Source organism: Romboutsia sp. 1001285H_161024_C4 (assembly GCF_015550185.1).
Lineage (GTDB): Bacteria > Bacillota > Clostridia > Peptostreptococcales > Peptostreptococcaceae > Romboutsia_C > Romboutsia_C hominis.
Genome location: NZ_JADNAJ010000002.1, coordinates 361,165 through 385,432 on the forward strand (window position 1 = coordinate 361,165; position 24,268 = coordinate 385,432).

At 26.3% G+C, this 24,268-nt stretch carries 28 protein-coding genes; 20 read left to right on the top strand and 8 right to left on the bottom strand.

The features are described from left to right. Positions 1 to 163: 163 nt before the first annotated feature. The 5 genes from I1959_RS05260 (at position 164) to I1959_RS05280 (ending at position 6,024) form a co-directional block, all read left to right on the top strand. Positions 164 to 1,462, top strand: coding sequence for a hypothetical protein (locus tag I1959_RS05260; protein WP_195237308.1), 1,299 nt, complete (start codon positions 164 to 166; stop codon positions 1,460 to 1,462). Beyond that, complete coding sequence (locus I1959_RS05265; protein WP_195237309.1) at positions 1,455 to 3,401, top strand: DEAD/DEAH box helicase; 1,947 nt, start codon at positions 1,455 to 1,457, stop codon at positions 3,399 to 3,401. The genes I1959_RS05260 and I1959_RS05265 overlap by 8 nt, the downstream gene beginning before the upstream one ends. After that, complete coding sequence (locus I1959_RS05270) at positions 3,382 to 4,317, top strand: DUF3883 domain-containing protein (RefSeq protein ID WP_195237310.1); 936 nt, start codon at positions 3,382 to 3,384, stop codon at positions 4,315 to 4,317. The genes I1959_RS05265 and I1959_RS05270 overlap by 20 nt, the downstream gene beginning before the upstream one ends. Before the next feature lie 764 nt (positions 4,318 to 5,081). Then, on the top strand, positions 5,082 to 5,297 hold the full coding sequence (locus tag I1959_RS05275; protein WP_166505801.1) for a DUF4177 domain-containing protein: 216 nt from the start codon (positions 5,082 to 5,084) through the stop codon (positions 5,295 to 5,297). A gap of 115 nt (positions 5,298 to 5,412) precedes the next feature. Continuing rightward, positions 5,413 to 6,024: a VanZ family protein gene (locus tag I1959_RS05280; protein ID WP_166505800.1), complete on the top strand. Its 612-nt coding sequence runs from the start codon at positions 5,413 to 5,415 to the stop codon at positions 6,022 to 6,024. Between the two features lie 114 nt (positions 6,025 to 6,138). Here the strand turns inward: I1959_RS05280 and I1959_RS05285 are convergent, their stop codons facing one another. Together I1959_RS05285 and I1959_RS05290 are read right to left on the bottom strand one after the other, a co-directional pair. Further along, positions 6,139 to 6,651, bottom strand: coding sequence for an ImmA/IrrE family metallo-endopeptidase (locus I1959_RS05285; RefSeq protein WP_166505799.1), 513 nt, complete (start codon positions 6,649 to 6,651; stop codon positions 6,139 to 6,141). 97 nt (positions 6,652 to 6,748) lie between these two features. Then, complete coding sequence (locus tag I1959_RS05290; RefSeq protein ID WP_092924675.1) at positions 6,749 to 7,150, bottom strand: helix-turn-helix domain-containing protein; 402 nt, start codon at positions 7,148 to 7,150, stop codon at positions 6,749 to 6,751. Positions 7,151 to 7,413: 263 nt separating this feature from the next. Here I1959_RS05290 and I1959_RS05295 point away from each other — a divergent pair, with 263 nt between their 5' ends. Next, positions 7,414 to 7,629 carry a helix-turn-helix transcriptional regulator gene (locus tag I1959_RS05295; protein ID WP_092924677.1) on the top strand — a complete coding sequence of 72 codons (216 nt, stop codon included), beginning with the start codon at positions 7,414 to 7,416 and terminating at the stop codon, positions 7,627 to 7,629. 95 nt (positions 7,630 to 7,724) lie between these two features. After that, complete coding sequence (locus tag I1959_RS05300) at positions 7,725 to 8,531, top strand: phage antirepressor KilAC domain-containing protein (protein WP_092924679.1); 807 nt, start codon at positions 7,725 to 7,727, stop codon at positions 8,529 to 8,531. Positions 8,532 to 8,561: 30 nt separating this feature from the next. On the opposite strand, the gene I1959_RS05305 is transcribed toward I1959_RS05300, so the two are convergent. Then, positions 8,562 to 8,819, bottom strand: a complete 258-nt coding sequence (locus I1959_RS05305; RefSeq protein ID WP_092924681.1) for a hypothetical protein — start codon at positions 8,817 to 8,819, stop codon at positions 8,562 to 8,564. Between the two features lie 70 nt (positions 8,820 to 8,889). Here I1959_RS05305 and I1959_RS05310 point away from each other — a divergent pair, with 70 nt between their 5' ends. From I1959_RS05310 to I1959_RS05330, 5 genes are all read left to right on the top strand, one after another. Then, a complete protein-coding gene (locus tag I1959_RS05310; RefSeq protein ID WP_195237311.1) occupies positions 8,890 to 9,894 on the top strand; it encodes a YqaJ viral recombinase family nuclease in 1,005 nt (334 codons plus the stop codon). A gap of 47 nt (positions 9,895 to 9,941) precedes the next feature. Beyond that, positions 9,942 to 10,625: a replication protein gene (locus I1959_RS05315; protein WP_195237312.1), complete on the top strand. Its 684-nt coding sequence runs from the start codon at positions 9,942 to 9,944 to the stop codon at positions 10,623 to 10,625. Continuing rightward, positions 10,579 to 11,088 carry an ATP-binding protein gene (locus I1959_RS15460; RefSeq protein WP_330615166.1) on the top strand — a complete coding sequence of 170 codons (510 nt, stop codon included), beginning with the start codon at positions 10,579 to 10,581 and terminating at the stop codon, positions 11,086 to 11,088. Before I1959_RS05315 ends, I1959_RS15460 begins: the two co-directional genes overlap by 47 nt. 294 nt (positions 11,089 to 11,382) lie before the next feature. Next, the gene (locus I1959_RS05325; protein ID WP_092924687.1) at positions 11,383 to 11,811 is read left to right on the top strand and encodes a DUF4829 domain-containing protein; all 429 of its coding nucleotides are present in this window, start codon (positions 11,383 to 11,385) and stop codon (positions 11,809 to 11,811) included. A 371-nt stretch (positions 11,812 to 12,182) separates the two neighbouring features. After that, positions 12,183 to 13,298: a hypothetical protein gene (locus I1959_RS05330; RefSeq protein WP_195237313.1), complete on the top strand. Its 1,116-nt coding sequence runs from the start codon at positions 12,183 to 12,185 to the stop codon at positions 13,296 to 13,298. 73 nt (positions 13,299 to 13,371) lie between these two features. Here the strand turns inward: I1959_RS05330 and I1959_RS05335 are convergent, their stop codons facing one another. Genes I1959_RS05335 through I1959_RS05345 form a run of 3 tightly spaced genes read right to left on the bottom strand, consistent with a single transcriptional unit; the run spans position 13,372 to position 14,055 of the window. Then, on the bottom strand, positions 13,372 to 13,518 hold the full coding sequence (locus I1959_RS05335; RefSeq protein WP_092924691.1) for a YvrJ family protein: 147 nt from the start codon (positions 13,516 to 13,518) through the stop codon (positions 13,372 to 13,374). A gap of 58 nt (positions 13,519 to 13,576) precedes the next feature. Further along, on the bottom strand, positions 13,577 to 13,804 hold the full coding sequence (locus I1959_RS05340) for a DUF2922 domain-containing protein (protein WP_092924693.1): 228 nt from the start codon (positions 13,802 to 13,804) through the stop codon (positions 13,577 to 13,579). A gap of 26 nt (positions 13,805 to 13,830) precedes the next feature. Beyond that, positions 13,831 to 14,055: a DUF1659 domain-containing protein gene (locus I1959_RS05345; protein WP_195237315.1), complete on the bottom strand. Its 225-nt coding sequence runs from the start codon at positions 14,053 to 14,055 to the stop codon at positions 13,831 to 13,833. A 209-nt stretch (positions 14,056 to 14,264) separates the two neighbouring features. Between I1959_RS05345 and I1959_RS05350 the strand changes: the two genes are divergently transcribed. The 5 genes from I1959_RS05350 (at position 14,265) to dltC (ending at position 19,195) form a co-directional block, all read left to right on the top strand. Continuing rightward, a complete protein-coding gene (locus I1959_RS05350; RefSeq protein WP_195237317.1) occupies positions 14,265 to 14,531 on the top strand; it encodes a Mor transcription activator family protein in 267 nt (88 codons plus the stop codon). Positions 14,532 to 14,977: 446 nt separating this feature from the next. Further along, positions 14,978 to 16,168 carry a D-alanyl-lipoteichoic acid biosynthesis protein DltD gene (gene dltD, locus I1959_RS05355; protein WP_195237319.1) on the top strand — a complete coding sequence of 397 codons (1,191 nt, stop codon included), beginning with the start codon at positions 14,978 to 14,980 and terminating at the stop codon, positions 16,166 to 16,168. A 121-nt stretch (positions 16,169 to 16,289) separates the two neighbouring features. Beyond that, the gene (gene dltA, locus I1959_RS05360) at positions 16,290 to 17,798 is read left to right on the top strand and encodes a D-alanine--poly(phosphoribitol) ligase subunit DltA (protein WP_195237321.1); all 1,509 of its coding nucleotides are present in this window, start codon (positions 16,290 to 16,292) and stop codon (positions 17,796 to 17,798) included. Then, positions 17,798 to 18,946, top strand: coding sequence for a D-alanyl-lipoteichoic acid biosynthesis protein DltB (gene dltB / locus I1959_RS05365; RefSeq protein ID WP_195237323.1), 1,149 nt, complete (start codon positions 17,798 to 17,800; stop codon positions 18,944 to 18,946). Before dltA ends, dltB begins: the two co-directional genes overlap by 1 nt. Positions 18,947 to 18,964: 18 nt before the next feature. Further along, positions 18,965 to 19,195 (top strand): D-alanine--poly(phosphoribitol) ligase subunit DltC, encoded by a 231-nt coding sequence (gene dltC / locus I1959_RS05370; protein ID WP_092924705.1) that lies wholly within the window; start codon positions 18,965 to 18,967, stop codon positions 19,193 to 19,195. A 79-nt stretch (positions 19,196 to 19,274) separates the two neighbouring features. On the opposite strand, the gene I1959_RS05375 is transcribed toward dltC, so the two are convergent. Continuing rightward, a complete protein-coding gene (locus I1959_RS05375; RefSeq protein ID WP_195237324.1) occupies positions 19,275 to 19,793 on the bottom strand; it encodes a gamma-glutamylcyclotransferase family protein in 519 nt (172 codons plus the stop codon). A 321-nt stretch (positions 19,794 to 20,114) separates the two neighbouring features. On the opposite strand from I1959_RS05375, the gene I1959_RS05380 reads away from it, so the two are divergent. From I1959_RS05380 to I1959_RS05390, 3 genes are read left to right on the top strand one after another with little or no spacing between them, the layout of a single operon-like run. After that, the gene (locus I1959_RS05380) at positions 20,115 to 20,966 is read left to right on the top strand and encodes a DUF3100 domain-containing protein (protein ID WP_092924707.1); all 852 of its coding nucleotides are present in this window, start codon (positions 20,115 to 20,117) and stop codon (positions 20,964 to 20,966) included. An 18-nt stretch (positions 20,967 to 20,984) separates the two neighbouring features. Then, entirely contained in the window at positions 20,985 to 21,455 is a 471-nt protein-coding gene (locus I1959_RS05385) for a hypothetical protein (RefSeq protein WP_166505789.1), read from the top strand. A gap of 44 nt (positions 21,456 to 21,499) precedes the next feature. Further along, positions 21,500 to 22,813 carry a M20 family metallopeptidase gene (locus tag I1959_RS05390; protein WP_195237325.1) on the top strand — a complete coding sequence of 438 codons (1,314 nt, stop codon included), beginning with the start codon at positions 21,500 to 21,502 and terminating at the stop codon, positions 22,811 to 22,813. Between the two features lie 40 nt (positions 22,814 to 22,853). Here I1959_RS05390 and I1959_RS05395 read toward each other — a convergent pair whose 3' ends face one another. Continuing rightward, the gene (locus I1959_RS05395) at positions 22,854 to 24,140 is read right to left on the bottom strand and encodes a transcriptional regulator (RefSeq protein ID WP_195237326.1); all 1,287 of its coding nucleotides are present in this window, start codon (positions 24,138 to 24,140) and stop codon (positions 22,854 to 22,856) included. Between the last annotated feature and the right edge of the window lie 128 nt (positions 24,141 to 24,268).

Consider the following 24,268-nt stretch of genomic DNA (forward strand, 5'->3'; position numbering starts at 1 on the left):
CTAGATTTATTAATTAAAGAAATTTATTAATGAAAATAAGAATATAAATGTATAAAATGTAAGTAAGAAGTAATAAATGTTACTAGTATAAACAAGATATAATAAAAATATAGAATGATATTAATACACAAATTACTTATATAAAATAAATAGGGGGTAAAGTATGGATGCAAAATTAAGGGGAGAAGAAATAAAGAAGATAACTGAAAATGAATCAAATGCATATATAACAGGTGTGAGGTTGAGGTATGAAGGTGAAATACAAACATTCAATGCATATAAAATTCCATTAAAATATCTAGTATATAATAAGTATAATGGAAGAATAGGTTCAGCAGTCAAATCATTTGAGGTTCAAAATCATTCACTAAATCCTGAAAAAAATGAAGATTGCAAGATAATAGAAAAGTTTCTATGGGAGTCTAAGGAGGATAGAAATAAAAAAACAGAAAATAGTTTAATAATTAATGGACAACAACAATGGGGAATAGTCACTGCAGATGGGGTTATAATCGATGGAAATAGAAGAGCAAGTTTGTTAAATAAGATATATGATAAGAGAGAATCAATTAAACATAATGTAGACCACTGTGAATATTTTATAGCTATAGTTTTACCTAATAATGCTACAAAAAAAGAAATAATGAAATTAGAAACAACATATCAAATGGGTCAAGATGAAAAACTAGATTATAATCCTATAGAAAAATATCTAAAATGTAGAGATTTAAAGTATGAGGGGTTTACTGAAGTTGAAATAGCAAGTATGATGACTGAAGAAAAATCAGATGTAGAAAATATGTTATATATATTAAATTTAATGGATGAATATTTAGATAAATATGGGTATAGCGGAATTTATACTATGCTTGATAAAAAAGAGGGACAGCTTAAAGATTTATCTAGTTATATAAAAAAATATATTAATAGAAAAACAGATACTAATTGGGCATATGAAGATACAGATATAAGTGATTTAAAAGAGATTTGTTTTGATTATATAAGAGCTCAATATGAAGGTAAAGAGTTTAGACTGATTGGCAATACAAATAAAGAGAGTATATTTTCTGATGAAAAAGTATGGAGAGGGTTTAAAGAAGAACATTTTAACAAGATAGACGTTATATCTGATGAGGAAGAGCCAGTTGAAAATATAAGGAAAGACAACCCGGATGTGGACTTATCTAAATTATTAAAATCTAGAGATCTTGATTGGCAATCAAAAGTAAAAGAGAAACTTAAAAATAATATAGATGATAGTTATGAAGAGATTATAAATATAAAAAGAGCTAATGAACCTCAAAAATTAATTTTAAAGGCTTTATCAACATTGAATAAGATAAATACTAATATAGAATCATTTTATAATGATGAAGAAGTATTAAATAATTTAGATAAAATAAGTGATTTAATAACTAACTATAAGTCACAGATAAATAGTAAGAGGTTAAATCATGATTAGTATAAATTTAAAAACTATTGAAAATAATTTTATTTTATATGATATATCTGATTTGAAAAAAGGTAACGAAAAGAGATTTATACGACATGTAAAAAGCTTTCTCAATGGAAAAGAAAATGGAAAAGAAATAATTATTTCGTTTGATTTGCAAAATAAGGATATAATTTTACAAAATATTATACAAAGCGGAAAAACATATAATATAGACATAAAATTATCTAGTGAAAGTATAAAACAACTACAAGATTTTATAAATAATGAAGAAGCTTTTAAGAAATTTACTAAAAATGCATATGAAATTAGGAATAATAATTGTGATAAAAATCAATTTAAAAAATTTTGCCAAGTACTTGAAGATAATTTAAGAGGTAGAATTTTACGACCGACACAATTATTAGCCTCATATCATTTAGCATTTTCTCAAAATGCATGCAATTTTTCAGTACCGGGGGCTGGAAAGACTAGTATTGTTTACGGAGCATATTGTTATTTAAAGAGCTTAACAAAAGATGAATTAAAGAATGTTGATAAATTACTTATAATAGGCCCATTGAGCTGCTTTGGGCCGTGGAAAAAAGAATATATAGAATGTTTTAATAAAGAACCATCAGTAAAGGTATTATCTGGAGGAGTAGCAAAAGATGATAAATTAAATTATTTATACTCTAAATCTCACTGTGAGGTAACATTAATATCATATCAAGCAGTGCCTGGAATAATTAATGATTTAATATATTTTCTTAAGACAAACAAGGTCATGATTGTGTTAGATGAAGCTCATAAAATAAAAAATACAAATGTAGATGCTGGGATTATAGCAAAATCTATTCTTAATCTAGCAAAATATGCAAAGTCTAGAGTTGTACTTACTGGAACTCCAGCTCCAAATGGATATGAAGATTTATATAATTTGTATAATTTTATATGGCCAAATAAGAAGATAATCAAATATCGTGTTAATCAACTAAAAAATATGTCTAAAAATATTAAAGATCCTAGAGTAGAAGACTTTATACAGAGCATAGAACCATTTTTTATAAGAATAAAAAAAGAAGATTTAGAAATTCCGGAGCCAATAAATAATCCACCTATTTTAGTAGACATGGATGATTTACAAAGAGAAATATATACATCTATAGAAAATAAGTATATAAAAGCCTTAAGAGAAGATGATAAAAATATTTTATGTCAATTTACTAAGGCAAGATTAATTAGGTTAATGCAAGTCGCAACAAATCCATCACTTTTAAATAAACCATTAGAGCAGTATTATAAAGATATAGGAATTGATAATACCTTATTTATTGATGATAATGAAATAATTAGCAAAATAAAAAGATATCAATCTCTAGTTCCAAATAAGTTTAAAGAAACATTAAAGCTTGTAAAAGATATCATAAATAAAGGTGAAAAAGTTATAATTTGGACTGTATATATAGGTAATTTAAGGTCTTTATATGAATATCTAGAAAGCAATGGTATAGAGTGTAAATGTTTATATGGTGAGACTCCAGTAGAAACAGATAGCCTTATTGAAGTTGATACTAGAGAATCTATAGTAGAGGAATTTCATAATCCGCAATCATCATTTAAAGTAATTATAGCAAATCCATTTGCTGTTTCTGAGTCAATTTCTTTACATAAAGCGTGTCATAATGCTATTTATCTAGAGCGCAATTTTAATGCAGCAAATTTTATACAGTCCAAGGACAGAATACATAGACTAGGATTAGATATTAATGATAAGGTAAATTATTATTACATACTATCAAAAAATACAATAGATGAAACTATTCATGAAAGATTAGAATTTAAGGAAAAAAGGCTTAAAGCTATCATAGAAAGTTCTAATATACCTCTTTTTGATAATTTGCAAGATGATTTTTCTGAATCTGATATTAAAAAGGTGATTGACGATTATGTTAGAAGAGCTAAGTAAAATAAGTAATTTTGGAAATATAAGATGCATTGAATATATTTGGAATAGCATAAATAGCCCTATAGATAGACAGAACCTTTTTATACATTGTATATGTAATAGAGAAAATTTATCTATACCAGTTGATAGTATAATAACGTTGCTTAAATACTTAGAATTAATTAATAAAGATGGAGATTTAATAAAGAAAATAAATATAGATAGAATAGATATGCCATTATCAAACATTATATCAAAAAGATTATTAATAAAAATAATAGAGGAAGGTTTTATAGATATAGTTGGGGTTGAAAATATTAGATTTGACGTAATTGATGAATCATTAACTTTAAAAAAAGTGTCTATACCAATCATATATAGCGGTTTAAGAAATATAATGATAGAGTTAGATATTTTAAAGGAACATAAAGACGTAAAAAGTTTACTTGTAGTAGATGAAAAATATGTATCATACTTTAAAAGTAAAATTAAAATAATACATAAAAAATTCACTTTAGAAGAATTAAAAAAGAAATTAGAATTAAATGATATTAATGGAGAAAGAGCTGAAGAGTATGTAGTTGAATATGAAAAAGTAAGATTAGAAAAAAATAAATATAATAATAAAATAAGACGTATATCAGATATAGACGTATGTGCAGGATATGACATAATATCATTTAATGATGAAGAGAGTAAATCCATAGATCGCTTTATAGAAGTAAAGAGCATAACTAAAGATTATGGATTTTATTGGAGTAATAATGAAGTTAGAGTTGCAAAAGAAAAAGGAAACAGCTATTATCTATATCTAGTGGAATTAGGGAAAATAAAAAATAAAAATTACATACCAATAATTATACAAAATCCATATGAAAATGTATTTTTAGAAGAAGAGTGGGTAAAAGAAGAATCTCAATGGTATGTAAGTAAATGAATATTACAGTACTAACTAAAGATGAAATATTTATTATATGTTAGTACTGTAAATTTATATTAAATCATGTTTTAATAAATTTTTATATACTTTGTAGTATATTGAAATGTTCACTATGATATCTTTTCCCCATAGACTATACTCACTTTCATAAATATCAATCAATTTAGCAGCAGATTTTTTGTTTAAATTGTTTTCAATTCTTCAATAAAAAAGTTTATCATAAAAATGAGATGATTCAGATAAGAATTTAGAGTATCCTTGCTACATAAAAAATATCTAGTATCATAGAGCGTTTATTCATAGAATCTAATTTAGGATAAAACTCACCACGTTCATAAAATTCAATCATACTATGCTGCATATCAACTTTATTACCAAGCTCATACTGAGATAATCTAATAGACAGTCTAAGTTTCTTTAACTTTTGTATAAAAATATATTCCGGCAAATCACTATAATCATACAATTCATGGATAAAATTTACATTTAGAAAGTACACACATAGGCAATCTGTACAAGAAGCCTGGTATTTTTGTTCATAGGGATTATATATGAATAATTATATAGTTGAGAAAGTTAAATTTCTGTATAGAATATATATTATAAAGTGGTGGAGGTGATGTATATGAAGAGACTAAATAATTATATAAATTTAAATAGATACTATTATTTTATAAGATAGGAGCATTTGCTTCTATTTTATTGTTATATATTACCTGTAACAATTGCTATAATTAAATAAAGGGGGGGGGGGAAGTTATATGTATGAGTATAAATTTATAAAAGTGCCATTAAAAAAAGGATGGAATATTAAAACTGGTGATACTTTTGAGGAATGTAAAAATACTATTCAAGAAGAAGTAAAAAATGGATGGAGATTAAAGCAAGTTATTGTTCCAGTAAATGAAAATACTGGTATAGCACCATATCAAGCATCATATTGTTATCAAATTATTTTTGAAAAAGAAATAAAATAATTATTTGAAACAATAAAAGGCAAGTGAATATTCTTATGACCTAATTGATATAAATTTACAATCATGGTATATTAAGTATTGTAAATTTTGGAAAATAGTTGAAGGGGAGTAAGATATGTATTCATTTGAACTGCGTGGATTATTTATTTTTGGATTACCAATATGGATAATTGCAAGAATAATAATCTTAATGAACAGAAAGAAAAAGGGGATTAAATTTAACATTGGGGATGAAATTTTAACTAATCTATTTGTTATATATTTATTTTTACTTATAGGAATAACTATTTTACCTATAACTATAGGTGAAATGTCTCCATATTTACAGGAATTAAGCTTTATAGAAAGGTGTAATATAAACATAGTTCCATTTATAGATTATTTTAAAGGTGCAAATTACCTTGGAAGTATAATAAGAAATATAGTTGGAAATTTAATTTTATTAATGCCATTTATACTGTATATATGTGCAAAAAGTGAAAAATCAAGAGATTTAAAATCCGCTACTAAGATAACTTTTTTAATATCATTATCAATAGAGTTAACTCAGTTAGTTATGAATATATTTGGACTTACATATACAAGAGTTGTTCATGTTGAAGATTTAATATTAAATACATTAGGTGGGATTATAGCGTGGGGCATATTTAAACTTATGTATAGAGGTAAAATAAAAATTATGATAGATAATACACATTCTCAGTTAATTGAAGAGGGTCAAATTTAATATACTAAAACTAATAGAGCATTAGAAATATTGCTCTTTTTTATTTAAAAAATTTTTATAAATATCTAAAATTAGGCATAAAAATAAATTGGTAAAAAGTATTACCAATATTATTTAATATGAAACATAGTGAGAATTTGTAGCAAAAAGTTGTTCATAGTGTTTTTTAACAGATTTATCTAAATTATTTACTTTGATATTAACATACCTAACAGGTATTTTTTCATGATTTGCTATTTTATAATTACAACCAGTAAAGTATTTCATAAAGACATCATCATCTAATAAAAACTCAGCTACAAAAGTATCAGCTTCCTTTTCAAGTTTTTCATAAAGAATCGGATCATATTTTTCAACCTCTAAAGTATTTATATCTGGATGAAGTAGTACATGTCCAAGTTCATGAGTATAAACTCTTTTTTTATCTTCATCAGAAAGATTAGGGTCTATAAGTACATACTTTGTATTACCAATCTTAAAATAACACCCCTCAGGTAAGTCAGTCCCCAAAATATCATCAAAACAAGAAGTAACAACTTTAAATTGATGAAGTAATTCTAATGCACTATATCCTGGATAATACTTCTTTAGAATTCTCACTTTTTCTTTTATATATTTTAAATTCAAAATTAATCTCCCCTTCATAAAAATCGCTTTGCTCATGTCGCCAACGACTTCGTCCGTTGCTCAAAAATCGCTTCGCTCAAAAAATTAAAAGTTATTACTATTTATTCTTTTCTTTGTCTATAGCTAAAAGCATCCCCATTTTAATAGCTTGTAAAACCCCATCTATGGCTTCTTTAGAAGCTGGCTTACCACAAAACATTAATCCATCTTGCTTTAACATTTCTTCAGCATTTTCTAATATGTTTTTAATATCTTTTTCACTTTTTTTAGTTATATCACATTCATCATAAGTTCTTTCATCAGTAAGGCCTAGTAAGTAGTCAGTAGACACTTCAAGTGCATCAGCAAGTCTTGAAAGTACGGCAGATTTTGGTTCTCTTAATCCATTTTCATATCTAGATAAACTAGCTTCTGTTATATTTGCTCTTTTTGCTAATTCTTTTTGATTTAAATTTAAATAACGTCTAGCTCTAGAAATTCTCTGTGCAATAGTCTCCAAATTCTTCACGCTCCTTTGGTTAAAATTAACATTATTTAGTTATATTTTAATAATATCACAGTGTTATTAAAAAGGAAATAAAAATGTACATACGGTAATAAAAATATACAAAATATACAAATTACTAAAAAAAATGATAATTTGTATAATAAAATTACCAAAAACTAATTGACACTTACAAAATATGGATGTAATATTTAGTTACAAAGGAGCAAAAAAATATTTATCATAAAAAAATAAAATAGAGATAGGGGAGTAAAATAATGGGACTTAGAATACTTAAATCAAAAAGGGCATTATTTGGATTAACACAAGTTAAAGTAGCAAATATGATGGGGATGAATACAAAAACTTATAATCTTAAAGAAAATGGAAGGGTAGATTTTTCATTAGAGGAAGTAGTAAAAATAAGTAAGGTATTAAATCTTAATATTAAAGAAGTAAATGAGATATTTTTAAATTTAGATATTGAGAATTAGTTATACAAAAATTTTTACTTATTATATTACCAAAAGGTAATAAAAATAGCTAAATTATAAAAAAATGATAATAAATATATACAAAGGGGATTTATATGAGAGATTTAAAGGTATTTTTTAATAAGGAATTTGGAGAAATAAATGTAATAGTAGTAAATAACAAGGAATATATAGAGGCTATAGGAATAGCTAAGATATTAGGATATGTAAATCCTAGAGATGCAATAATAAGACATTGTAAAAAAGAGGGGGTAATTTTTTCCGACGTGGGGGTAGTTACTGGTTTTAGAGATAATAAAAGTGAAATAATACAATTTGTTAGAAAGAAATTTATAGATGAAAGTAATGTGTATAGATTAATTATTAGGTCAAAACTACCTAGTGCAAAAAGATTTGAAAAGTGGATAATGGAAGAAGTAATACCTTCTATTAGAAAAAATGGAGCTTATATGAATGAAGATGTTATTGAAAAAGCTTTAGAAAATCCAGACTTTATAATACAAATGGTAACTAAGTTAAAGGAAGAAAGAAATCAAAGAATGTTAGTAGAGAAAAAGGCTAGAAAGCTTGAAAAAACTATAGAACTAGATAAGCCACTTGTAAATTTTGCAAAAACTATAGCTACAAGTGAAGATGCTATAACAATAGGACAGTTTGCTAAAATACTAAACAACAATAACATAAAAATAGGAAGAAATAGACTATTTAGTATGTTAAGAGATAATGGATATCTTATAAAAAGTGGTAAAGAAAAGAACATGCCAAAGCAAGTGTATATAGAAAGAGGGCTTTTTAAAGTATCTGAAAGCATTTTAAATACAAGTGAAGGTGAAATAATATCCACAACAACACTTATAACTGGAAAAGGTCAAAAATATTTTTTAGAAAAAACTTACAAATAGATAAAAAAATAATGGTTAAAATTAACCATATTAAGTATTAACAGTAAATAATAAAGATAAACCAATAATAAAAACAACTATATATCCTAGTATATCTATTTTTGTAAATGATTTAAAATCTTTAAAAAATTTATAAAGTACTCTAATTAATATAATTACAACAAATACGCTAATTAGAAAATTATAAGAACTAAAGTTGGTATTAGGTAAAAATATAGCATCAAATGTACTTAAACCTATGGCAAGTAATAAAAATATTATAAATTGCTGTTTATCAGTTAATTTCAAATAATCACCTCAGAAGTATTATATATTACTAGGAAAAAACTTACAAATAAATATAAAGGGGGATAAACTAATGAGAAAATTTTTAGAGGCTAATATAACTCATAATACAAAGAAAATGAGTAAATATGAGTGGTTAAAGGAAAGGGGAAAAGGTATAGGTGGAAGTGATGCATCTAGTGTAGTTGGGCTTAATCCATACAAAAGCTCTGTAAGTGTATATTTAGAAAAACTTAGCTATATAAAAAATAACATAAACAATACAGATGATAAAACTATAAATAGTATATTAAATAAAAATACACAACATATTGAAGATACTATTTATACAAATTACAAAATAGAGCTAGGTAATAAGTTAAAGGATTTTGTAGCTAAGGAATTTGCCTTAAAAACTAATAAGAAAGTCAGAAATATTAATGGGATACTTAAAAATGATAAATATCCATTTGCAATAGCAAATATTGATAGAGCTATTGTAGGAGAAAAAGCATTTTTAGAGTGCAAGGTAAGTGGAAGCTATTTTAAAGGAGAATGGAAAAATGGGGTGCCAATTAATTATAAAGTACAATGTTATCATTATATGGCAGTTACAGGAGCTACTCATTGTTATGTAGCAGCACTTATAGGTAATGAAGATTTGGTTATTCATAAGATTGATAGAGATGAAGAAATAATAGAAGATATTATGAAGTTAGAGAAAATGTTTTGGGAAAAGTGTGTACTAGGAGATAATATCCCAATACCAGATGGAAGTGATGATTATTCAAAGGTACTTAAAAACCTTTATAAAGAAAGCAAAGAAGAAGAGATAATACTATTTGAAAAGGAAAATTACTTAAATAGATATGATGATGTAGTAGGTCTTATAAAAGAGTTAGATAGTGAGAAAAAGGCTATAGAACAATATATACAAAGTCAAATGAAAGAGTATGAAATAGCTTACATTGGGGATAGAAAAATTAGTTGGAAAAAGCAAAGTAAAAATATATTAGATTCTAAAAGATTAAAAAAAGAACATCCTGATTTAGCTAAAAAGTACATGAAAACTACTACATCAAGAGTGTTTAGAATTTAAGGAAAAATTAATTATGGATTTAAAAGCTTAAAATTAGGGGGATTAATATGGCAGTTTATAGGCATATACACATAGATTATTGGCAAGATGGTTTTGTACTTGATTTAACACCAGAGGAGAAATATTTTTATATTTACCTTATGACAAATAGCAAGACTAGCCAATGTGGGATATATGAATTACCTAAAAGGATTATAGAAACAGAAACAGGATACAACAGAGAAACAGTAGAAAAGCTTCTTAAAAGATTTGAGGACTATGGAAAAATTATTTATAGTGAGGAAAGTAAGGAGATTTTTATTAAGAACTGGCTTAAGCACAACAAGGTGGTAAGTCCAAAGGTTAAAAAATGCGTAGAAAAAGAACTTTTAGATATTAAAAGCATTGACCTTATAAATTTATTTTTAAAAGAATGTCATAGGTATGGATACGCTATAGACATAAAAAATAAAAATATTACCACTATGGATAGTGTATCTATACCCATAACTAAAGTAGAAAATAACTTTGAGTATGGGTATGGGGAAAAAGAAAAACAAAAAGAAAAACAAAAAGAAAAAGAAAAATATAGAGATGGTGAGATAAATAGGGGTGGTAGTGATGGAAAGTATAAAAATGAGTCTAAAAAATTTAAATGTACCACAAAATATGAAAAAGAGGATGGAGTATTTTATAAAAAGCCAAGTGAAGAACAACTTAGAAAGTTCAGAGAAGAACTTAAAAGAATATAGATGTTATAAGTGTAGAGATATGACTTTTATTATAAATGATGGTGTAGCAGTTCCTTGTAGTTGTAGAAAAGTTAGAGAAGCTGAAGATATTTTAAAAAAGAGTGGAATAAGTGAAAAGTTTAGAAATAAAAGATTTGATAACTTTGACTACTCAGTAGATATGATTCTAATGGATGCTTATAAAAAGGCTAGTGATTATGTAAAGTTTTTTAATGAAATTGAAAATGATAGAGGAAATTCTATTATGTTTTTAGGACAAGTAGGATCTGGTAAGACTCACTTAAGTCTTGCTATTTGTAATGAGCTTATGGATAGTGGTGTTGGTGTTGTGTATATGGGTTATAGAGATGTTATAACTAGGCTTAAGCAAAATATTATGGATGAAGTTTATTATAACAATGTTATGAATAGGTATAAAAATGCTAGAGTTCTTTTGATTGATGATTTGTTTAAGGGAGGATAAGCCATAGTGATGTTAATATTATTTTTGAGATTGTAAATCATAGGTATTTTAATAATTTGCCTGTTATTGTAAGCTGTGAAAAGAGAGTTAGTGAGCTTATGGATATTGATGAGGCTATTGGCAGTAGGATTGTTGAGATGTGTGGTGATTATATTTGTGAGATTAGAGGAAAGAAGCTTAATTATAGAATTAGGGGATAGAGAAACTAAGTTTATATAATATGAAAATTGAGATATATTACAAAATTATGTAAAATAATAGTAATAAAAAATTATTAAATAAAAGGGGAGTTATATGAAAAAACTTATTATATGTCTTTGTTTTATATTATCAATATTTTCATTAGTTAGCTGTAATAAAGGAAAAGTATCTAATGATATTAAAATTGAAGTTAGTGAATCTACTAAATTTTCTAAAGAGGAAATAGATAATGCAATTAAATGTGTTAAAGATAATTTTAGTTTTGAAGGATCTACTTTAACAAAGATATGGTATGATGAAGAGAAATCTAATCATTGGGTTGATGCTTATTTAGAATATGGACGTGGTTTGGAAAATGGAGCTAAGGGAGAAAATGTTATTGTTTTACTATCAGATTTTGATGTTGATGGCTCTGGTGATAATCCTGTTTTAGAGCCAAATACCACATACACAGACTATCAATGGACATTGATAAGAGATAATAAAGCAGGCAATTGGAAAATTGATGGTTCGGGTTATTAGAATTTAATTTATTATAAATAGCAAAAATAAACAATTTAAGTAATAAAAAAGACAGGTTTCCGATGCCTGTCTTTTTTAATTAGTGAAAATTATATTAAATAAAAAGAATAAAAAATAATAATGGATTTATTTTAGTAGGATATTTAAAGTATGCCCTAAAATGGAATTAATATACAAAAAATTTATAAATAAATAATTAGAATAAAATATATTAGATGATTTAGACTTAATTATAAATCATAAAAAGTATGGATATACATTAGAATAATTGTAAATATTTTCATTTGCGATTCAGGTAAATATAAAATATGGTATAATATTACAGTTAAAAAATAAATATTGTTTATAAATTATAAAACATGAGGGATAAAATGAATATAGTAAACTTATTAGGAATAACGTACAAAGAAGATATAATAAGCAACTTAATAGTTGGATTAATAAATGAATCTAAAGTATTTAGAAACTCATTTATTAAAAATATTTTAAATATAGAAAATCCATCAGATTTTAAAGTTAAGGCTTATACAAGAATAGCAACATCAGCTGGTATTCCAGATATAATCGTAACATTAGAAAATGAAAAAGATTCAAGATTATTAATAGTGGAAAATAAGTTAAAGGCAGATGAAGGGTTTAATCAAACTTTAAGGTATTCAGATGAAAAATGTATAGAGGATTTAGTAGATAATAAGTTATTGGAATTAAAAAATAAAGATTTAACAACAGAGTTTATATTTTTAACTTTAATTCCTGAACAAATACCTACTGGGGATAAATTTAAAAACATAACATATAAAGATTTAATTGAAAATGTAGACGTAGATATTGAAGATGAAGTATTAAAAAGAGTATATTGTGATTTTGTATCAATATTAAAAGATTTCTATAAAGATTTAGATATTAATGAATATGATAAACTTATAGATAGTTGTTTTAATGAAGAAGATAAAACTAGGGCATTTATAAAGTTTAAAAATATAGTAAAAAATATAAACGGTAAAAGTGGACTAAGTGTTAGAGAAATTGGAAAGGCAGGTGGAAATGGTAGGTTAAGTTATTATGCAAAACTATCTAAAGATAGTTGGATAGGAAAAGAGGAAGCACGATTTATAAATAATACTTATAAAATAACAAAAGATTGTTATGATATACATCTAGAAGCATCTTTTGATATTTTTAATAAAAAGATGACATTACCTCTACATTATGAACCTAGACCATATATACCTAGAAAAAGATTAATAGAAAAAACAAATGAAGAAGATTATCAAAAATATATAACTAAAAGAGATTATGTAAAAGGTTTAGTACATAATGAAATTCATGAGCTTGGAGATAGTAATATAAAACCTTACAACGGGTCTAACACGATAGCATCTATTAATATACCAATAGATGAAAATATCACAATTAAAGAGTTTATAGAGTCAATTGAAAAGTATATGATTATAGTAGAAAACATAGTAGATAAGTGTTTAAAGTAGGCCATGAGTAAATAGAAGTTGATTTTATGATAACTTAATATAAACAACAAATGAGCTGTATTTTACAGCTCATTTATTTCATTCCTATTATATTTTTAGATAACTCATTAATACTATCAGATAGAACCTGAAGCTTTCCTTCAATCCTTACAAGCAAATACATACTAAGGGCTATAGGAAAGCCAACAGAAGCTATAAGATTTTGTAATTCAGAATTCATAAAAACACATCCTTTCAATAAATTAAAAGCTATGCTAAAAATAGCATAGCCTTATTAACTATAAAACCAAGTCGTACTCAGTAGTTCCAGTTTCAACAACTTTAGCCTCTACTAAAGATGCAAAGTTTTCTCCACCTGGTTTAAATATATTTTTAGAAAGTATAGTAGTCATAGCTGTTTTTATCTCTGATTCAGTTAAATTTTCTCTAGGGTCATCTACTGATATAGAAACTTTTTTTCCTGATGTTGTCATAAAGCTCATTAATAATTTCTTTGTAATTTCCATAATACACCTCCATATAATTTAATAACCTATTCTGATAATGTAGTGTTATCTATTATAGCTACTTCAAGTAACGTATTATTTTGAAGTGATGCTATAACAGATCCAACAGCATATACATCATCATCTGTTGCTTCTGGGTCAACATTAGAGTAAGTTTTACTTTTTACCTTTGTCTTTCCAGTTACATCATCCATACCACAGTCAAATCTTAACTTTAATCCTGATAGATTTTTAGTTGCTACTACTGCCATAATCATTCCCCCTTTTTTGTAGTTCTTGATAATAAGTATAGGTATTTTGAGTTTTAATAGAAATTAAAGTTTTTTATAAAAAAATTTAAATACCTATGTATGAAAACACGACGTAGGGTATTGTATTTTATAATTAAAAATAGAAGGAAGTATATTAAAAAATATTGAAAGTTAAGTATAATTTAAGTTAAAGGTGGAGGTGCTATTTTATGCTAGATTATTTGACTAAAGATGATTTACCAGAGTCTATTAAGGATTTAGCTGATGTTATTGGAATAGATTCCTTTAAAAAGCTTGTTAAGTTTGCTGGGGGAAGTAGCGTATACATTCCTAATGAAAGTAGTATTACTAAACCTGTTAGGAATAAAATTATGAAAAAAGATTTTAATGGTAATTACAAGGAACTGTCTAGAAAATTTGGCATAAGTGAAGTTCAAGTTAGAAATATTATAAATGACAAAATTGATAGAATTTAAAAAAATTAGGTTACAAAATTATTAAAAAATTAAATTATACATTATAATAAAAATATATTTATATATTTATTGATAACAAAAATACTAACTATATAAATATAGTATTTAAATATTAGAAAAATAACTAAACTTAAATAATTAAGGTTTTTTTATATAAAACTATTAAAAACTAAAAAAATAATACAAAAGATAAAAGTATAGATATATATCTATACTTTTTTGATATGCAAATTTTTACTAACTAAAAGAAAAATTATAAAAAACTTATATTTCTTATTTGAAATATGCTAAAAATAAAATATTTAAGTGTAAAATGATTTTAAAAATAATTTAAAAAAACCTTAAAAATACCTTAAAAAAACATAAAGTTACAAAAGTGTTATTGAATATATGTCGATAAAGTAATAAAATAGTTAGGTATTACGATTAAATTAGAGGAGAGAAATATGAAAAAAATAACTTATTTCATTGTGCCGGTATTAATAGGAGGATTATTTTTATTTGGGTTAGACAAATTCTTAGATCATGAAATAAAAGACCTATTAAATAAAAAAGACTTAATTCCTGTAATGAATTATCCTCTAAGCTCGGAAAAGGATAAGGGAATTATATTAAATAATCATCTTTTAAAGCAAAATGATATTATGATGATAGGATCATCAGAGTTAGGACTTGCTACAAAGCAACATCCTACTTACTATTTCAATACACATAGAAGTAAAAATGGAGTTTTTACAATAGGGAAGGCATATACTCAAAATTTACAAGATGCAACTATAATTGGGAGTACAGACCCTAATATAAAAGATAAAAAAGTTGTATTACTACTTTCTATGCAGTGGTTTATGGATAAAGAAGGTGTTACACCTCAACATTATCAAGGTAGATTTTCACCTGTTCAATTCTATGCCTTTTTACAAAATCCTGAAATATCAAAGGAAAATAAAGAGGAGTTTGCAAAAAGAACAATTGAGCTATTAGCTGGATCTGGAGAGTTTAAGCCAGAAGCTGTATATGCAAAGTTATATATTAGTGATTCATTCATTTCAAAAGTAGAAAAGACTATATTACACCCTTACTTTAAAGCAAGACAATTTGAAGTAGTGTTAAAAGACAAGGGAATGTTATTTAGAAAGTTATTAAGAGCTCCTGAGAAAAAAGAAGTTAAAAAAGGAGAGCCTATTAACTGGGAAAATGAAACAAAACAAGCAATTGAAGATGCTAAAAAAAGAGTTGGAAACAATGATTTATGTATAGACAAAATGTACTATGAGAAAAACTTTGGTAAAAACCTAGATAAAATGAAAGGTAGATACGATTATGTTAATCTATTAGAATCAAGAGAATTTGATGATTATGAGTTAACATTATCAGTATGTAAAGATTTAGGAATAAAGCCAGTAGTTGTTATGCTTCCAGCTATGGACAAGTTCTATAACTTAACAGGAATATCAAGAGAAGAAAGACATGCTTTTTATGATAAAGCAGAGAAAATGGCAAAACAAAAAGGTTTTGATGTTATAGATTTAAGAGACAAAGAAACTGAAAAGTATTACTTAAGGGATGTTATGCACCTTGGTACGAAAGGATGGGTAGATGTTTGTGAAAAATTATTTAAAAAATTTGATCAACAATAAATACTTAATGATAAGTATTACATTAACAATAGTTATAATAGCAGCTATATTAGTGATGACATTTACATCATTTAAAGAATTACCATTTATATATAATGAATTTTAATAAGGAGGATTACTAATGAAAATCATTGAAGGTATAAAAAAATACGCAAATACAGACAGGATAGCATTAAAATGTAATGATGAAAGTCTTTCTTATAAAGATTTAGATAAGTACTCAGAAGCAATAGCTTTATATTTAAAAGAGATACATGAAGATAACACACCAATAGTTATATATGGAAACAAGGAAAATATGATAATGGCATGTATGATAGGTGCCTTAAAATCAGGAAGAGCATATGTACCACTTGATATAAGTTTCCCACTAGATAGAGTATATGATGTAACTGGTGAAATTAAGCCAAAAGTTGTATTTAACTTTAGTGAAGTAAACTTAGATGGATTAAATGTAGTTAATGAAAATGAATTAAAAGAAATTATAAAAAAATATGAAAATAAAGAGATAGATAAATCTAACTGGGTAAAGGATGATGAAAATGCATACATCTTATTTACATCAGGAAGTACAGGAAAACCAAAGGGAGTTCAAATAAGTTCAAACAATTTAGATAGCTTTGTTGATTGGATTAGTCCATATTTAAACATAGATGGAAGTGAAAAAGTAATAATGAATCAAGCAGCATATTCATTTGACTTATCAGTTACATCTATATATCCAGGATTAGTTCATGGTGCTACTTTATTCTCTTTAACAAAGAAAGTATTAGCAGACTACAAGGAACTATTTAGACAATTTGGTGAATCTGATATGGCAGTATGGGTTTCAACACCATCATTTGCAGGTGTTTGTGTAACAGAAAAGAGCTTTAATAGTGAAATGTTACCAAAGCTTGAATCTATGATATTTATAGGTGAAGCACTTCCAAAGAGTTTAACAAAAGAACTTTTAGAAAGATTTGAAAATACTAGAGTTATAAATGGATACGGACCAACTGAAGCTACTGTTGGAGTAAGTGTAAATGATATGACTATGGAATTAGTAGAAGATGAAAAAAGCTTACCTGTAGGATTCCCTATGGAAAACTGTAAGATAAAAATTATAGATGAAGAGGGAAATGAACTAGGTGAAGGTGAAAAAGGTGAAATAGTAATAATAGGACCTTCAGTTTCAAAAGGATACTTCAACAATGAAGAAAAAACTAATGAAGTATTTTACTTTGATGAAATAGATGGAGTAAAACATAGAGCTTATAAAACAGGAGATATAGGATATCTTCTAGATGGAAGAATATACTACTACGGTAGAAAAGATTTCCAAATAAAATTAAACGGATTTAGGATAGAAATAGAAGATATAGAAAATAACTTAAGAAAAGTTGAAAATATAAAAAATGCAGTAGTTATACCAGTTTATAAGGATGAAAAAATAGCATACTTAACAGGTATAGTACAATTAAAGGAAAAGAACTCCCTAAGCAATCTTAAAAATGGGATGATAATCAAAAAAGAATTAGGAAAATATATACCATCATATATGATTCCTAGAAATATAAAGGTTATAGATGAATTCCCAACAAACATAAACGGAAAAATAGATAGAAAGAAACTTATGGAGGAAATTTAATGACTTTTTCACAATATGGAGATTATTTTTATCTTTATATATTATTATTAACGTCAATACCAGCTATAATATTAGGACTTTGTGAAAAAAAGATAAAGTACTATGGAATGATAGCAACTGCATTTATGATACTTTTAATAGTTGGAGTAAATGTACACCTAAAATTCTTAATAGCCTTTATGGTAATTGAAGTTATAGTAGTTAAAGGATATGAATATGTAAGAAAGAAAACGGACAGTAAGCTTGTATATAGATTATTTTTATTAGCATCAATGTCTCCAATAATAATTAATAAATTATCACCATATACATCAATGGGGACTATTGGTTTTATAGGAATATCTTATTTAAACTTTAGAACAATACAAATGGTTATAGAAATTTATGATGGGGCAATAAAAGAAGTAAAATTATTAGATATGATTTACTTTGTACTATTTTTCCCAACATTAAGTTCAGGACCAATAGATAGATCAAGAAGATTTGAAAAAGAATTAGAAAAAAATATATCAAGAAGTGAATATGTAAATGAATATTTAGCTCCAGGTATTAAAAAAATATTTATGGGGATTGGATATAAGTTTGTAATAGCATTTTTAATAAATGTTTATTGGATGTCAAAAATACCTACTGATATAACTTTTAAAAATGCACTAAGCTATATGTATGCTTATAGTTTATATTTATTCTTTGACTTTGGAGGAGATAGTTTATTTGCAGTAGGTACAAGTTATATATTTGGTATAAAAGCACCAGATAACTTTAACAAACCATTTATAAGTAAAGATATGAAAGAATTCTGGACAAGATGGCATATAAGTCTTTCTAGATGGTTTGGAGACTATATATTCTCAAGATATTTAATATCTTCTATGAGAAAGAAAAGATTTAAAAACAGAGCTACAGCAGGTCGTGTTGCTCAAATGATAACAATGTTAGTTATGGGATTTTGGCATGGTTTAACATGGTTTTATATAGTATATGGTATATATCAAGGTCTAGCATTAGTTCTTACAGATATATATCAGAAAAAATCCAAATTCTACAAAAAGCATAAAAAAGAGAAATGGTTTGAATATGTGCAAATATTTGTAACATTTAATATAGCATGTTTTGGACTATTAATATTCTCAGGATATTTTGCTTAATTTAAGGAGGACAACAAAATGCAAGAAACAGTTATAGAAATATTTGAAGATGTTTTAGGTAGTGATGAAATAAGAGATGATTTAGATTTTGATTTATTTGAAGCAGAGCTTTTAGACTCACTAGCTATAATACAAGTATTACTTGAAATAGAATCTAGATTAGGAATAGTACTTCAGCCAACAGACTTAGAAAGAAGTGATATGGCTACAGTTAATAACTTAGTTAAATTCTTAGAAAATAGAAAATAATATTTAAATTAGTTTATTAAATAATTAAAAAATAACACTCCATATAATATACATGGAGTGTTATTTTTTAATATAATTATTATTTTTTATTATTTTCTTCCATATATACTTTCCAGTCTCCATGTTTAACTGGAACTAATTTATCATCTTTATTGTATTCAGCTGGAGGATTATACTCATAATAATAAGCTTTTTCTGTAGTTCCATCCTCTAACTTAACATCTACTATTTCTCTATTATATTCATTTTCATTTTCTTTTCCTACTTCATAAGCTTCTAATTCATCTAGTTCTTTTAAAGTAGAATCAAAATCTTTAAATTCCATTAACTCCCCAATTACTTCACCATTTCCTGGTGTTACAGCAGGGTACCCCTTATTTTCTATATGGGATAAATCACCTTTTATAGTAGCTTTATCATTTTTCGTTACTTTTCCGTCTAAATATATATCGTAGTTAAACATATCACTTCTTAAACTACCATATACAAATACTTTTTTGATTTCCTCAGCTTCCGTTTTATTGCTTTCTTTTGCACTACAGCCAACCATTAACATCATACTAGATGCTACTAAGATACCAACTAATTTTTTCTTCAATTTACCTACCCCTTTTCTTGATATTAGTTAACATTAAGTTAATCTATACTAAAGTTGACTTTTAAAAATTATCACTTTATACAAATTTTGTCAATAACATTTTGAAATAAATATTTTTTAAATACAAATGTTTAAGATGAAAAATATATTGACAAAAATCTCCAAATATTTTATTCTTTAATTACGGACAACTTAATGACATGTCAAAAATAAAGCTTTAAATATTTTATGTAAAGTTTTTATTTTTGAAAATAGGCAAACGTATTCTTAAAAAGGGGAACTTTGTCTTAGTTAAATACTTATATTTTTTAGGGAGGAAATATGGAAAATAACAAAAGTCTTATGAAAGTTATGCTTGCAACTTTATTAATAGTTGTAGGGTGCGAATTTATTGGAGAGTATACAGTTAAGCTAGGTTCTGTAGCCTTAGTATTATTCCCAATGTTATACGCAGTAATTATAGGAATTATAATCACACCAGATTTATTAGGAAAGAAAATAAAAGTATTAAAAGAAATGGTTGGGGAAAAAGAAATAAATATAGCTGGAGATGTTGTTGGTATCGCACTTGTTTTACTTGGTATAAAGTATGGTTCAACAGTTGGTCCTAACCTTGCAAAAATAATACAAGCAGGTCCAGCATTTTTAGCTCAAGAATTTGGACATATATTAGCACCTATAGTAGCACTTCCTTTAGCGTTACTATTTGGTTTTAAAAGAGAAGCTGTGGGGGCTTGCTCTAGTATAAGTCGTGAAACTTCTTTAGGAGTTATATCTGAAAAATACGGAATAAATTCACCAGAAGGTAGTGGTGTTTTAGGTACATATTTAATGGGAACAGTAATAGGAACTATATACTTCTCTATACTAGGTTCTGTTTCAATATATACAGGTCTTCATCCATATGCACTTGGTATGGCAACAGGAGTTGGTAGTGGTAGTATGATGACTGCAGCTTCAGCAGCACTTACAAAAGTACCAGAAATAGCAGCTGATCCTGCTATGGTTGATACTATACTTTCATATGGGGCTACAAGTAATATGATGTCTAGTTTAACTGGACTAATATTCTTAGTATTTATAACTTTACCATTTACAAATAAGTTATATAAAGTTTTAGAGCCTAAAATAGGTAGAAAGTCTAAAGAAACATCAAAAAATAGTGTAGCTTAGTAAAGAGAGGGATAAAAAATGTTTGCTAATATAAATGTTAAAAAAAGTTTTAATCAACTTATAGTAATGCTAATGGTTGGGGCTATGATTTTAATAGGACAGTATATAAGTAAGGGAGTAGCAATAACTACAGCTCTTCCAGGAATGTTAATAATGATAGCAGCGGCTATGGCAGCAATGATATTAAAAGATATGTTTCCAAAATCAATATTTCCTGCATTTGGATTTGCAACAATAATAGGGTTAATACTTAGTATTCCAGGAAATCCAGTATCAGATGTATTTAATGAACAAGTTGCAAATATAAACTTTATGGCTATAACTACACCGCTACTAGCATTTGCTGGAATATCTGTAGGTAATAAAATAGAAGAATTAAAGAAAATGTCTTGGAAAATAGTAGTTATATCTTTAGTAGTTTTCACAACAATATTCTTTGCTTGTGCATCTATAGGACATATAGTACTAAAAATGCAAGGGGTTATATAGTTTAATATAATACAAATATTTATATATTTTGGGAGGAATTAATTATGAATAAAGCTAAATTAAAAGAATTAATTATAAAAACAATAGATGAAAATAGAGATAAAATAATAGAAGTAGGTCGTGGAATATATGAAAATCCAGAATACGGATATAAAGAATATAAAACTACTGAAGCTGTAGCAAATTTTTTAAGTGAAGAATTAGGATTAGAAGTAGAAAAAAATATAGCTGTTACAGGATGTATGGCTACTGCAAATAATGATAAAAAAGGACCACATATATCTATATTAGGGGAATTAGACGGAATATCTTGTAAAGAGCATAAACACTCTAATGAAATAGGTGCATCTCATACTTGTGGACATAATATACAAATAGCTGGTATGTTAGGTGCTGCAGTTGGATTAGTTAAAAGTGGTGTATTAGATAATCTTGATGGAAAAGTATCTTTTATGGCTACTCCAGCAGAAGAATTTATAGAATTAGAGTATAGACAATCATTAAAAAATAAAGGTGAAATAACTTACTTTGGTGGAAAGCAAGAACTTGTTAAGAGAGGATACTTTGATAATATAGATATGTCTATGATGTTCCATTCATTAGATATGGGAGAAAATAAGGCATTAGTAGGTCCAGAAAGTAATGGATTTATAGGAAAGAAAGTTCAATTTATAGGAAAAGAATCACATGCAGGTTCAGCACCACATGAAGGTATAAATGCTTTAAATGCAGCAATGCTTGCTATAAATAATGTAAATGCACTAAGAGAAACATTTAAAGAATCTGAAAGAGTTAGATTCCATCCAATTTTAACTAAAGCTGGAGATATAGTAAATGTTGTACCTGCTGATGTTCAAATGGAATCATATGTAAGAGCTAGAACTATAGATGGTATGATAGATGCTAGTGAGAGAATAAATAGAGCTTTAATAGCAGGTGGTAATGCAGTAGGAGCAGAGGTAGTATTAACTGAAATACCAGGATATTTACCAATACTTCGTTATAGAGATATGGATAAATTATTTAGTGATAACTTAGTTGATTTAGGAATAGAATCAGAAAAAATAGTTGACGGTGGAGATTTTACAGGTTCATTTGACTTTGGTGATATATCTCATCTAATGCCAACACTTCACCCAATGGTAGGTGGTATAAAGGGTGCACTTCATACTAGAGAGTATGAAATAGTAGATGAAGAATTAGCATATATAGTACCTGCAAAGTCTATGGCTATGACTGTTGTAGATTTATTATTTGATGGTGCAAAAGAAGCTAATGAAATATTAAATAACTTCACTCCTGTAATGACTAAAGAAGAGTACCTAAGCTTCTTAGAAAAATACGATAGAACTATATAATTAAGTAATAAAAAGGGCTTTTAATAAGCCCTTTTTTGTACTAAAATAAAAGTTCTACAAGGTTTTTAGGTCTACCGACTCCCTCACTAGTTCCCTTTGCACACACTCTTGCTAGTTCTTTTGAAACTAATTTATTTAAAATTCTTCGAGCACTTCTATCACTTATATTTAAGTGTGTAGCTAACTCTTTTGTATCATATATTTTACTTTGTCTAGTATTACTTATTGCTATAATTTTTGATATTGATTCACAACTTAGTCCTGATTTTTTAGAAATATCTATTGTATATTCATCAGAGGCTATAAGTGAATAGTTAATTTCACTATCTAACCCTAGAGGACCTTTTAAAAACTTATTTTCATCAATTAAATATATATCAAAATCAGAAGAATCTAAAGAACGCTTTAATGCTTTATATCCATTTGTTTCAGCTTGATATGAAGTATTTCCAATACCAATACCTACAGCAAGAGAAAATCCAATAGACTTTATTTTATTTTTTAAACTAAATAATTTATTGTAGTTTATATCATTTTCAATAGCACCTTTATGAGCAAATATTATGTATTCATCTCTACCAAAATTAAATACAGAACCTTGTATATCTCTAACATATTCAACTATAATTTTATCAAGGTCACATCTTTTAATCATGTTAGAGTAATACTTGTCCATACTTTCTTTATAATCTACTAAGCTAAGAATCTCTACACCTATTTGAGAGTGTTTAGCTTTATTTAATTCATATTTACTTTTTAGCTCATTATAACTTACTCTTATAAGAGGTCTAGTTGCTTCTAGTCTAAATACTGGATATCCTTTTGACTTTAAGCAATTATAAACATTTGCAAGTCCAGTTAGCATTACATCTGTTTTTTTACTTTCAAATAAATCAATATGCCACTTAGCATAATCCATTTCAGAAATATCATTAGAATAAGGCATAGAAAAGACATTATTAATATCAAAGTCAATTTCATATAAAGAATCACTTAAAATCTCATTATCAACTACATCTATACTAAACTTATTTAAATCTATATTACTTTTTTTTATTTGCCATAGAGCTTTAACAATACTTGCATTACCTCTTGATACAAAAACATTAGGCAAGTTTATTTTATGCTTAGCCCTAACAGATTCATAAACTCCACAACCTGTAAATATTATTCCATCACATTCATTTTCACAATCTATTATTACTTCTGGTGCATCTACTAACTTTTCTCTTATATATAATTTTATCTCTAAATTATTATCTATTTCATTTAAATATTCTTTTATTTTTTTACTAGAATCTAAAGGTCCTACAACTCCTATCTTCATAAATATCCTCCAAAACCACTAAATTAATTACATATTATGAATTTACTATAACATAGTATATATTATGATAGAAGGAATTTATAAAATATAGAAATACAAACAATTTATCGTTTAAAAAAGAGGTAAAC